The sequence below is a fragment of the Streptomyces camponoticapitis genome (assembly GCF_014646115.1).
Classification (GTDB): domain Bacteria; phylum Actinomycetota; class Actinomycetes; order Streptomycetales; family Streptomycetaceae; genus Streptomyces; species Streptomyces camponoticapitis.
On the sequence record NZ_BMMV01000015.1, the window covers coordinates 202,618 to 214,052 of the forward strand.

The 11,435-nt window shown below is 70.3% G+C and carries 8 protein-coding genes; 3 read left to right on the plus strand and 5 right to left on the minus strand.

Annotated elements, in window-relative coordinates; all coding sequences use genetic code 11:
- Nucleotides 1-14: 14 nt before the first annotated feature.
- Nucleotides 15-1,613: an AMP-binding protein gene (locus IEY79_RS22910; protein WP_189109441.1), complete on the minus strand. Its 1,599-nt coding sequence runs from the start codon at nt 1,611-1,613 to the stop codon at nt 15-17.
- 226 nt (nt 1,614-1,839) lie between these two features.
- On the opposite strand from IEY79_RS22910, the gene IEY79_RS22915 reads away from it, so the two are divergent.
- Entirely contained in the window at nt 1,840-2,781 is a 942-nt protein-coding gene (locus IEY79_RS22915) for an ACP S-malonyltransferase (RefSeq protein ID WP_189109442.1), read from the plus strand.
- A 16-nt stretch (nt 2,782-2,797) separates the two neighbouring features.
- Here IEY79_RS22915 and IEY79_RS22920 read toward each other — a convergent pair whose 3' ends face one another.
- Entirely contained in the window at nt 2,798-3,034 is a 237-nt protein-coding gene (locus tag IEY79_RS22920) for an acyl carrier protein (protein WP_189109443.1), read from the minus strand.
- Between the two features lie 117 nt (nt 3,035-3,151).
- On the opposite strand from IEY79_RS22920, the gene IEY79_RS22925 reads away from it, so the two are divergent.
- Nucleotides 3,152-4,666: an amino acid adenylation domain-containing protein gene (locus IEY79_RS22925; protein ID WP_189109444.1), complete on the plus strand. Its 1,515-nt coding sequence runs from the start codon at nt 3,152-3,154 to the stop codon at nt 4,664-4,666.
- Here IEY79_RS22925 and IEY79_RS22930 read toward each other — a convergent pair.
- Nucleotides 4,649-5,245 (minus strand): TetR/AcrR family transcriptional regulator, encoded by a 597-nt coding sequence (locus IEY79_RS22930; RefSeq protein WP_189109445.1) that lies wholly within the window; start codon nt 5,243-5,245, stop codon nt 4,649-4,651. The two genes, IEY79_RS22925 and IEY79_RS22930, sit on opposite strands and share 18 nt — an antisense overlap.
- 100 nt (nt 5,246-5,345) lie before the next feature.
- On the opposite strand from IEY79_RS22930, the gene IEY79_RS22935 reads away from it, so the two are divergent.
- The gene (locus IEY79_RS22935; protein WP_189109446.1) at nt 5,346-6,911 is read left to right on the plus strand and encodes an MFS transporter; all 1,566 of its coding nucleotides are present in this window, start codon (nt 5,346-5,348) and stop codon (nt 6,909-6,911) included.
- Nucleotides 6,912-7,022: 111 nt separating this feature from the next.
- Here the strand turns inward: IEY79_RS22935 and IEY79_RS22940 are convergent, their stop codons facing one another.
- Entirely contained in the window at nt 7,023-8,258 is a 1,236-nt protein-coding gene (locus IEY79_RS22940; RefSeq protein WP_229701050.1) for a cytochrome P450, read from the minus strand.
- Nucleotides 8,259-8,306: 48 nt separating this feature from the next.
- Nucleotides 8,307-11,342, minus strand: coding sequence for a type I polyketide synthase (locus IEY79_RS22945; RefSeq protein WP_189109447.1), 3,036 nt, complete (start codon nt 11,340-11,342; stop codon nt 8,307-8,309).
- Between the last annotated feature and the right edge of the window lie 93 nt (nt 11,343-11,435).

An 11,435-nucleotide genomic window follows, 5' to 3' on the forward strand; every position in this document is an offset into this window, starting at 1 on the left:
GGCGGTCGGGGTGGTCAGGACGCCACGTGGGCGGCCAGGGCGGCGCGGTCGACCTTGCCATTGACGGTCAGCGGGAAGACGTCCACCACGCGCACACCCTGCGGGACCATGTAGGCGGGCAGCGCGGCGCGGCAGAACGCGACGACTGCCTTGGCGTCCGGCGCGGGGCCGTCGGGGGCGCAGGTGACGAACGCGTGCAGCAGCGGGTCGCCGTCCGGGCGCGGCAGGATCATCGCGACCGCGCCGGTGATGCCGTCGAACTGACCGATACGGCGTTCCACCTCGCCCAGTTCGACGCGGTTGCCGCGGATCTGGACCTGGGAGTCGGCGCGGCCGTGGAAGTACAGCTCGCCCTCCTGACCCATGGACGCCAGGTCGCCGGTCTTGAACACCAGTTGCCCCGAACGGGGGTTGAGCGGGTCGGGGACGACGACGGCGCGGGTGGCCTCGGGGTCGTTCCAGTATCCGGAGAAGAGCGAGGGGCTGCGCAGGTAGATCTCGCCGAGCACGCCCGGCTCGTCCACCGGGCCGCCGTCGGGACCGACGAGCAGCATCTCCGCGCCGGCGACGGCGTAGCCGATCGACAGCCGCTCGGTCTCGGCGGGCAGCGGGTTGGGCACCTCGGTGATGGACGCGGCCATCGTCTCGGTGGCGCCGTAGCCGTTGGTGAAGTGGGCCTTCGGCAGCAGTTCCTGGAGGCGCCGCAGCTCCTCCAGGGGGAAGTTCTCGCCGGAGAACGCGATGCGGCGCAGGATGCCCTCCTGGCCCATCTCGGCCAGCATGTCGGGCTCGTGCTGAAGGACGGGACGCCAGACCGACGGGACGCTGTCGACCTGTGTGGCGCCGGTGTCGCGCAGGTACGACAGGAAGCGCCGGGGCCAGTTGAGGCGGTCGCGCGGTACGGGCACCAGCGTGGCACCGTGCCCGAGGGCGAGCCCGATGTCGAACAGCGCGAAGTCGAACTGGAGCGGCGAGGTGCCCGCCACCCGGTCCTCGGAGGTGATGAGCTCCGCCGCCTCCGCACCGCGCAGGAACGCGATGACCCCGCGGTGGCTCATGACGACGCCCTTGGGCCGGCCGGTGGTGCCCGAGGTGAAGGTGATGTACGCGGTGTCGAGGGGCGTCACCACGCGGCGGCGCCGGACCCGCGGCAGGGGCTGACGCTCGACGGTGAGGCCCTCGGGGCCGAACCGGGCGGTGCCGACCGACTCCGGTATGCCGGTCCGCTTCCCGTGCGCGGACTGCAGGTACAGCGCGGGCTCGGCGCTGTCGATGATCGTCAGGAGGCGCTCGTCGGGCACCTCGGGGCTGGTGGGCACGAACGGCAGTCCCAGCGTCGCGCAGGCGAGGAGGGTCGCCACGGCGTCGGCGTTGGTGTCGGACTCCAGGATGACGCGGTCGCCGACCTCCAGGCCGAGGGCGCCGAGCCCTTCGACGCAGGCGTCGACGCGGCGCTCCAGCTCGCCGTAGGTGACCGTCTCCAGACCGCCGTCCGCGGCCGCCTGGATCACGGCGGGCCGGTCGGGGGCCCTCCGGGCGGCGGCCAGCAGATAAGTCCGCAGATTGTCCACCGATGCGTGCGCCCGGGCCGGACGAGCTCCATTCGGGCTCATGCGCCACCCTTCCGATTCAGCGTTTGACGACCAACTAATGCCAGCCCGTTTCTAACAGGTGCGCTTTTCGCCCCACAAGGACTCCTGGCCGGTCACCCCAGAACTAGGGGGCATTAGGGGTTATGCCGTCAGGGGGCCCACACAAGACTGAACCGGAAACATAGGACCGAAGTGCCGGGCTTTCGGAACGTACCCGATAAGCGCGGAAAACAGGGAGAGCGAGAATATGTCGGCGATTGTCTTTCCGGGAATCGGCCCGACGCGGTTCGCCGACTCGGCGCGCTTCATGGCGGCCCATCCCGTGGCCCGCCGGCTCGTCGCCGAGACGGACCGGATCCTGGGCTATTCCCTCCTCGACCGGTACCGGGAGAGCGAGACCCAGGACGGTGTGGGCGCGTTCCCGGAGCCGGCGCGGATCGCGTTCCTGGTCAACTGCCTGGCGCTGGCCGAGTGGACGGTCGCGGAGCACGACGTGGAGCCGGTGGCCTGCGCGGGTGCCAGCTTCGGCGGCACGGCCGCCGCGGTGCACTCGGGCGCGCTGCCCTTCGCCGAGGCAGTCGAGATGACCCTGGCGTGGGGCCGCCGCGTGGACACCTATTTCGCACGTGAGCACCGCGACATCGTCACCCAGTCGTTCGCGCGCGTCCCGGCCGACCGGCTCGCCGAGATCCGCGCGGAGCTGGACGCGCGGGGCGACTGGAACGAGGTGGCCTGCCACGTCGACCACGACTTCCACATGCTGTCGGTGTACGAGGACGTGGTGGAGTGGCTGCAGGGACGGCTCCGCGCGGCGGGCGGTCTGCCGCTGTACGTCATGCGGCCCCCGATGCACTCGGGGGTGTTCGCCGCGCTGCGCGAGGAGATCGCGACCGAGGTCACCGCGGACATCAAGTTCGCCGATCCCCGTGTCCCCGTGGTGTCCGACCACGACGGATCGCTGGTGGAGACGGGCGAGGGTGTACGGGAGTTGCTGCTGGACGCCGTGACGCACACCGTGCGCTGGCCGGCGGTCGTCGACACGATCAAGGGCCTTGGCGCCGAGCGGGTCTACGTCACCGGGCAGGACGCGTTGTGGGGCCGTGTGGAGGTCATGACCGGCGCGTTCGAGGTGATCGCCGTGAAGCCGGACACGGCTATGCGACCGCGCCGTCGCAGCACGATCGCATAGCAGCGGGAAGAACCGGTCAGCGCATGGCTTCGAGGGTTTTCCAAAGAGTTCCGGGAGTCGCGAAGTTTTCCGTGTCGAGGGCATCGTCGACGAAACGGACGCCATATGTGTCCTCCAGCGAGGACAGCAGTGAGACCATTCCCATGGAGTCCAGGCCGAAATCGCGCAGACTCAACTCGGCGGTCAACTCCTCATTCGGTTCCAGCAAGGGAATCTGTTTGCGGAGAAGTTGCTCGAAAGACTCGTCCCACATGCGGGCTCCTGTGTTTTCCCGACGTTTACCGAATAGTCGGCGTCGCTGCCAACCTAATCTCTGCGCAGTACCGGTCGGCACCCCTATCCACCCCTTTTCCTCTTCGGAGTACGGACTATGACCCAGACACCCGTCCCTGGAAACGGTCTGCATGAACGGTTCCTGCGCGGCCTGGCCCTGTCGCCCGGCCGTACGGCGATCCGTGTGGACGCCGAGAGCCTGACGTACGAGGAGATGCACGAGCTCGCCCTACGCCGGGCCGGGGCGCTCCGCGACAGGGCTCCGCAGGGGCCGCACAACGTCGCCGTGCTGGCCGACAAGAGCCTGACCGCGTACGTCGGGATCATGGCCGCGCTCTACTCGGGCGCCACCGTCGTACCGCTCAATCCCCGGTTCCCGGCCGAGCGCACCCGGTCCATGCTCACCGCCGCGAACGTCTCGACGGTCATCGCCGACGGGGCCGGCCGGGCCGCGCTCGCGGAGACCGAGCTGGATCTGAGCGTCCTCGACGAGGCCGCGCCCGCGAAGGCGCTCGACGCGCCGGAGGCCGTGCTGCCGTCCGACATCGCGTACGTCCTGTTCACGTCGGGGTCGACGGGCCGCCCCAAGGGCGTGCCGATCACGCACGAGGCCAACGTCCACTACTTCGACCTGCTGGACGAGCGCTACGACTTCAGCCCCGACGACGTGTTCTGCCAGAACGTCGGCCTGAACTTCGACTGCGCGATGTTCGAGCTGTTCTGCGCCTGGGGCAAGGGGGCGCCGGTGCACGCCATCCCCGCCGCCGCCCACCGGGATCTGCCGGCGTTCTTCGCCGACCGGCGGATGACCGTGTGGTTCTCCACCCCGAGCGGCATCTCCTTCGTCCGGCGGATGGGCAGCCTGAAGCCCGGGTCGATGCCCACCCTGCGGTGGAGCTTCTTCGCCGGTGAGGCGCTGCTGCACGAGGACGCCGCCGACTGGCAGGTCGCCGCCCCCCAGTCGAAGATCGAGAACCTGTACGGGCCGACCGAACTGACCGTGACCATCACCGGGCACCGCTGGTCGCCCGAGACCTCTGAGCGCCAGTCGGTGAACGGCGTGGTCCCGATCGGCAAGGTGCACCCCGGCCACGACCATCTGCTGCTGGACGAGGACACGGAGTCCGCGGTGCAGGGCGAACTGTGCGTCACCGGACCGCAGATGACACCCGGCTACCTGGATCCCGAGGACAACGAGGGCCGGTTCCTGGAGCGCGACGGCCGCCGCTGGTACCGGACCGGTGACCGCGTACGGCGTCTGGACGACGGCGAGCTGGTCTACCTCGGCCGGCTGGACGCCCAGGTACAGGTCCAGGGCTTCCGGGTCGAGCTGGCCGAGGTCGACCACATCGTCCGCCAGTGCACGGGAGTCCAGAACGCGGCCACGGTGACCCGCCCGGCAGCGGGCGGCGGGCTGGAGCTCGTCCTCTACTACACCGGTGAGCGCATCCCTCCGGTGACGCTGCGGCGCGAGCTGTCCGCGTATCTGCCCGACCCGATGATGCCCAGGGCGTTCCTGCACGTGGCGGAGTTCCCGCTCAACTCCAACCGCAAGGTCGACCGCGCGCAGCTGGCCCGCGAGGCCGCCGCCGCGTCAGAGAGCCGTACCTGACCGGAAGTGCCGGGCGTTCTCCGCGACCGTCCGCAACGCCTCGGCGAGCGATTCGCCCGTCGAGGCGTGCTCCGGGTTGACCACCCACTGCATCATCACGCCGCTGAGCAGGGCGTGGTAGAACTGCCCGACCGCCGCCTCGGTCTCCGGCGACAGCTCGCTGCCGTCCCAGAGGAGCTGGACCAGGCCCTTCTGTGCCTGCTGCTGGGCCTCGGCGAAGAAGCGGCGGACCTCCGGCACATGGTCGCGCTGGGAGATCGCGTCGAACTGGGCGCCCCACACCGGGCGGTGACGCTCGAACAGCTCGATCACACGGGTCCAGACCGTCTCGAACCGTTTGATCGGGTCCTCGGGCAGGTCCGCCGCGTCGGCCAGGGCCCTCTTCAGCTCCTGGACCCACTCCTCGGCCGCCTCCATGATGGCGGCGTTCAGGAGCGCTTCCTTGGTGCCGTAGTGGTAGCCGATCGAGGCCAGGTTCGCGCCGGACGCCTCGACGATGTCCCGGGCGGTGGTACGTGCGTACCCCTTCTCGTACAGGCATTGCTTCGCGCCGGCCAGAAGATCCTCTCGGTGTCCCATGCGTGAAGTCTAGCCATGTGATCAGAGATCTGTCTTAAACAATCGTCTTAAACAGAATCTGACATAGACGGATTACTTATACAGATCTAGAGTCGACTCCATGAGCCCCGAACGCGCGACCTTGAAGGAGTGGGTCGGCCTCGCCGTCCTCGTCGTCCCTGTCCTCATGATGTCGATGGACATGACCGTGCTGTACTTCGCGCTGCCGTTCCTCAGCGCGTCGCTGGAGCCCAGCGCCACACAGCAGTTGTGGATCGTCGACATCTACGCATTCATGCTCGCCGGACTGCTCATCGCCATGGGCACTCTCGGCGACCACATCGGCCGCAGGAAGCTGCTGATGATCGGCGCGGTCGTGTTCGGCGCGTCGTCACTCGCCGCCGCCTACGCGAGCAGCGCCGAGCTGCTGATCCTCGCGCGCGCCGTCCTCGGTATGTCCGGGGCCGTTCTCGCGCCGTCCACCCTCGCCCTGATCCGCAACATGTTCCACGACCCCAACCAGCGCCGTACCGCCATCGCGATCTGGACGGCCGGTCTCTCGGGCGGCGCCGCGCTCGGCCCGATCGTCTCGGGAGCGCTGCTGGAAGAGTTCTGGTGGGGCTCCGTCTTCCTGATCAACATCCCCGTCACCATCCTGATCCTGGTGTTCGGCCCGATGCTCCTGCCGGAGTACCGCGACCCCGAGCCGGGCCGCTTCGACTTCCTCGGTGCCGTCCTGTCCCTCGCCGCCATCCTTCCGGTCATCTACGGCATCAAGGAACTCGCCGACGACGGCTTCGCCTGGGAGCACGCGGCCGTCATCGCCGCCGGCCTGGTCATCGGCGCGCTGTTCGTCATGCGCCAGCGCAGGGCGCCGAACCCGCTGATCGACCTGAGCCTGTTCCGGGACCGGGGGTTCACCGCGTCCATCGGCGTCAACCTCGTCGCCCTGTTCGCGATGGTCGGCTTCCTGCTGTTCGCCACCCAGTGGATCCAGCTCGTCTACGGGCTGAGCCCGCTGGAGGCCGGACTCTGGACCCTGCCCGCGCCGTTGGCGGTGGCGGTCACGACATCGGTGGCGGTCGGGCTGGCCAAGAAGGTCCGCCCCGGTTACATCATCGCCGTCGGCATGGTCGTCGCGTCGGCGGGATTCGCCATCATGACGCAGCTGCGCGCCGATTCGGACCTGGCCGTCGCGGTGATCGGCGCGAGCGTGCTGTCCGCCGGAGTCGGCATGGCGATCCCGCTGACCGCCGACCTGATCGTCTCCGCCGCTCCGGCCGAACGCGTGGGCGCCGCGGCCGCGCTGCCCGAGACCAGCAACCAGCTCGGCGGAGCGCTGGGCGTCGCGATCCTGGGCAGCATCGGCGCCGCCGTCTACACCCGCGACGTCGCCGACTCGACGTCGGGGCTGCCGCCCGAGGCGGCCGAGGCCGCCGAGGGTTCGCTCGGCGGCGCGACCGAGGTCGCCGCGCACCTGCCCGACGACGCGGGCGACTCCCTCGTCCAGGCCGCCGGGGAGGCCTTCACCCGCGGTATGAACCTCAGCGCCGCGGTGGGCGGCGCCGTCATGCTGGTGGGCGCCGTGGGCGCGGCGGTGCTGCTGCGCCATGTCGGGACACCCGGCGCGACCGACGAGGCCGACCTCACGAAGACCGGGACCGCCCCCGCACCCGCCTCCGAGTAGGAACTTCCGCTCCGCGGAGCCGAGTTCCGACAACACCCCCGACCCAAGAAGGAGTCCCCGCGCGAACGTCGCGCGGGGACTCCTTCTTGGGCTGATCCTGGTACGGGCCGTTCAGCGGCCGAGGCGCACCGGGAGCGAGGTGTAGCCGGTCAGGCCCATGATGGCGCGGCGCCCGGGGGTGCCGGCCAGCTCCATGGTCGCGAACGTGTCGATCAGCTTCGGGAAGAGATCGGCGGCCTCCATACGGGCGAGGCTGCCACCGAAGCAGAAGTGGCCACCGGCGCTGAAGCTCAGGTGGGTGCCGTTGTCCCGGGTCAGGTCCAGACGGTGCGGGTCGGGGAACTTCGCCGGGTCCCGGTTCGCCGCGGACAGAAGAGCCAGGACGAGGACGCCCTCGGGTATCTCGGTGCCGCCGATGGTGATCGGGCGGGTCGTGAGACGGCTCGACGCCGTGGTGTGGGCGGTGTGGCGCAGCAGTTCCTCGACGGCCGTCGGCGTGATGCTCTTGTCCGCGCGCCAGCGCTTCAGCTCGTCGGGGTGCTCCATGAGGGCGAGCACGCCGGTGGCGATGAGGTTGGTGGTGGCCGCGAAGCCCGCCGTGAACAGGAAGAGGATGAGCGCCAGCAGCTCCTCCTCGTCGAGCTTGCCGTTGGTGGCCTCCTGGACGAGCGACGACATCAGGTCGTCCTTGGGCTCGGCGCGGCACGCCTTGATCACGTCACGGAAGTATCCGGTCAGCTCCTCGGCCGCGGAGTCGGCGACCGCCAGGTCCTCCTCGGTGTAGATGCCGGAGAAGACGCGTGACCAGTCGTCGGCCAGCTCCCAGGTGCGCTTGCCGTCCTCGTAGGGGAGGCCGAGCATGTCGCTGATGACCGCGACGGGGAAGGGCATCGCCAGCATCTCGACGATGTCGACCGGCTCGCCGCCCTCGGACTTCTCGATGATGGCGTTGATCAGCTCGTCGGTCCGCCGCTCGACCGCCGGCTGCATCTTCTTGATCTTGTTGGGGGTGAAGACGCGGCTGGCCAGGCCCCGGACGCGGCCGTGGTCGGGCGCGTTGAGGGTGACCATCGAGTTCAGGTACATCCGCAGCGAGATGTGGTCGGCCCAGTCCTCACGCATCTGCGCGGCGGCACGGGCACCGCTGTGCACGTCGGGCATCTTCAGGAGCGCTGTCACCTCCTCGTACCCGGAGAGCGCGTAGATGCCGAGCGCGGACTTGTGCACCCGGTTGACCGACTGCAGCGTCTCGTAGATCGGGAACGGGTCGTCGGGGAAGGGCGGCGAGAGCAGCTTGATCAACGCGTCGTCGGCCTGCTGGAACGTGGGTGTCGCTTCGGTGGTCACGTGGATGGTTCTCCTCGTCATGGATGGTTGTTCCGGTCCGGCGCGGTTCTACGGCGCGGACCGTGTGTCCAGCTCGCCGTCGAGAACGTCGAACAGTTCGTCGGCCGAGAGCGATTCGAGTTCGGTCTCGCTCTCGTCCGGCCTGTGGGTCTCCGCCCAGCCGGCCGCGAGGGCGCGCAGCCGCTCGGCGACGCGAAGTGCGGTCTCCTCGTTGGGCGTCGCCGACGCCAACGCCGCCTCCAGACGGGCCAGTTCGGCGTCCAGCGGTGAGGCAGCCGGTTCCTGGTCGCCGCCCAGCTGTTCGCTCAGCCGCTCGGCGACGGCCACGGGCGTCGGGTGGTCGAACACCAGGGTGGCGGGGAGCTTCAGGCCCGTCGCCGTACGCAGGCTGTTGCGCAGCTCGACGGCAGTCAGCGAGTCGAACCCGAGGTCCTTGAACGCCCGGTCGGCCCGGACGGCGTCCACACCGTCGTGCCCGAGCACCGCCGCCACGTGTGTCCGCACCAGGTCCACCAGGAGCCGGTCACGTTCGGCCTGGTCGGCGGCGGCCGCCAGGCCGCGCCGCAGCGCCGCGCCGTCGTCCCCGCCGCCCGTCGCACCCGGTCCGCCGGTGCGGCGACGCGAGGCGGGCACCAGGCCGCGCAGCAGCGCCGGCAGCCGGTCCGTCGGGCGTGACCGCAGGGCGGCGGTGTCCAGGCGGAACGGCGCCAGCGCGGGCTCTCCCGTACGCAACGCGTCGTCCAGCAGCGCAAGCCCTTCCTCCTGCGAGAGGGCGGGCAGGCCCATGCGGAGCATGCGCTTGCGGTCGGCGTCGGCCAGTTCGCCGAGGCCGGTCTCGGCCTCCCAGAGGCCGAACGCCAGCGAGGTGACCGGCAGTCCGGCCTGGTGGCGGTGGCGGGCGAGGGCGTCCAGGAACACGTTCGCGGCGGCGTAGTTGCCCTGACCCGCCGCGAGCAGCAGGCCGCCCATCGAGGAGAACAGGACGAACGCCGACAGGTCACGGTCGGCGGTGAGCTCGTGAAGGTGCCAGGCCCCGTCCACCTTGGGGCGCAGGACGGCGTCCATACGCTCCGGTGTCAGCCCGCGGACGAGCCCGTTGTCCACGACACCGGCCGCGTGGACCACCGCCCCGACGGGGTGACGGTCCAGCACCGCGGCGACCGCGGCGCGGTCGGCCACGTCGCACGCCTCGATGTCCACCCGCGCGCCGTGGGCGGTCAGTTCGGCGTGGAGTTCCGCCGCGCCGGGCGCCTTCTCACCGCGGCGGCTGGTCAGGACGAGGTGCTTGACGCCGTGGGTGGTCACCAGATGGCGGGCGACGATGGCGCCAAGACCGCTCGTACCGCCCGTGATCAGCACCGTCGTCGCCGGGTCCCACGGATCGCGCTCCGCGTCGACCGATGCGGCGGGTACGCGGGTGAGTGCGGGGACGAGCAGTTCGCCGCCCCGGACGGCCGTCTCGGGCCGGTCGACCAGAGGCGGCACGGTGGCGCCGTCCCCCAGGTCGAGCAGCAGGAACCGGCCGGGGTTCTCGGCCGCCGCCGCCCGGACCAGACCCCATACGGGTGCCTGGCTGAGATCGACGTCCTCACCCTCCATCGGCACCGCGCGACGGGTGACGACGGCGAGTTTCTCCTCGGTGCCCCCCTTGTCGGCGAGCCATTCCTGGATACGGGCCAGCACCTGGTCGGCGACCGCGTGCGCGGCCTCGGGCGTGTCGCCGTCGGCCCGCGGAACCTCGTACACCACGACGGGTGTCTCCAGCGCGGGTGTCTCGGCGGCCTTGGTCCAGGTGAGGGAGAACAGCGACTCGCGGTGTTCGCCGTCGGCCCGTAGCTGGTCGGTGGAGACGGGCCTCGATGTGAGGGCGGCGACGGAGAGAACGGGCGCGCCGCTCTCGTCGGTGACCAGCACCTCCGTGCCGTCCTGGCCTTGGTTCGACAGCCGGACGCGCAGCGCGGAGGCGCCGGCGCGGTGGAGCGAGACACCGTTCCAGGAGAAGGGCAGTTCCGGTGCCCCGGAGGCGTCGCCCTCCTCGATGAGCCCGACGTGCATCGCCGCGTCCAGCAGCGCCGGATGCAGGCCGAACCGTGCGGCGTCCGACCCCTCCGGGAGCGCGACCTCGGCGAACACGACGTCGTCGTCGAGCCGCCAGGCCGCCTTGAGCCCCTGGAAGGTGGGTCCGTAGTCGTAACCGCGGGCGAGCAGTCGCTCGTACGCGCCGTCCACGTGGAGCGGTTTGGCGCCGACCGGCGGCCACTGGGTCAGGTCGGCCGGCGGGGCGTCCGCCGACGGGGCGAGGCCACCGGCCGCGTTACGGGTCCAGATCTCGTCGTCCAGGGACGAGTAGATCTCGACGGTGCGCGCCTCGGAGTCGTCGGCTCCGCCGACGAGGACACGGACGGCGACCGCGCCCTTCTCGGGCACGACGAGGGGTGCCTCCAGCATCAGCTCGTCGATGGTCCCGCAACCGACCTGTTCGCCCGCTGTCAGGGCGAGTTCGACCAGGCCGGTGCCGGGCAGCAGCAGGGTGCCCAGTACGTCGTGGTCGCCGAGCCAGGGGTGGGTGTCGAGGGAGAGACGCCCGGTGAACACCACACCGCCCGTGTCGGGGAGAACGATCCCCGACGTCAGCAGAGGGTGGTCCACCGCGTCAGCCCCGGCCGTGGTCCTGGACTGCTCGATGAGCCAGTAGCGCTTGCGCTGGAAGGGATACGTCGGCAGGTCCACCCGGCGGGCACCACGACCGTCGAACACCCTGTCCCAGTCCACCGGCACACCCGCCGCGAACAGACGCCCCACACCCGCGAAGAGACTCTCCACCTCGGGACGGTCCCGACGCAGCGTCGCCGCCAGCGTCCCCTCGACACTCTGACCCGCCATCGCCGTCAGCACACCGTCCGGCCCGATCTCCAGGAACCGCGACACACCCCCGGCCCCCACCTCACGCACATCGTCCGCGAACCGCACCGCACCACGCACATGCGCCACCCAGTAGTCCGCCGACGCCACATCCCGCACCAGACGGAGCCGCGGCTCCGAGTACGTGACGCTCTCCGCGACCTTCCGGAAATCGTCCAGCATCGGATCCATCAACGGCGAATGAAAAGCGTGCGACACCGTCAGACGGCTCCGCTTACGGTCCGTGAAATACTCCGCGACCGCCTCCACCTCATC

Bases quoted from the DNA above. Each gene is read 5' to 3' on its own strand.
- IEY79_RS22910 (WP_189109441.1), bottom strand. From the start codon at position 1,613: ATGAGCCCGAATGGAGCTCGTCCGGCCCGGGCGCACGCATCGGTGGAC.
- IEY79_RS22915 (WP_189109442.1), top strand. From the start codon at position 1,840: ATGTCGGCGATTGTCTTTCCGGGAATCGGCCCGACGCGGTTCGCCGAC.
- IEY79_RS22920 (WP_189109443.1), bottom strand. From the start codon at position 3,034: ATGTGGGACGAGTCTTTCGAGCAACTTCTCCGCAAACAGATTCCCTTG.
- IEY79_RS22925 (WP_189109444.1), top strand. From the start codon at position 3,152: ATGACCCAGACACCCGTCCCTGGAAACGGTCTGCATGAACGGTTCCTG.
- IEY79_RS22930 (WP_189109445.1), bottom strand. From the start codon at position 5,245: ATGGGACACCGAGAGGATCTTCTGGCCGGCGCGAAGCAATGCCTGTAC.
- IEY79_RS22935 (WP_189109446.1), top strand. From the start codon at position 5,346: ATGAGCCCCGAACGCGCGACCTTGAAGGAGTGGGTCGGCCTCGCCGTC.
- IEY79_RS22945 (WP_189109447.1), bottom strand. From the start codon at position 11,342: ATGCTGGACGATTTCCGGAAGGTCGCGGAGAGCGTCACGTACTCGGAG.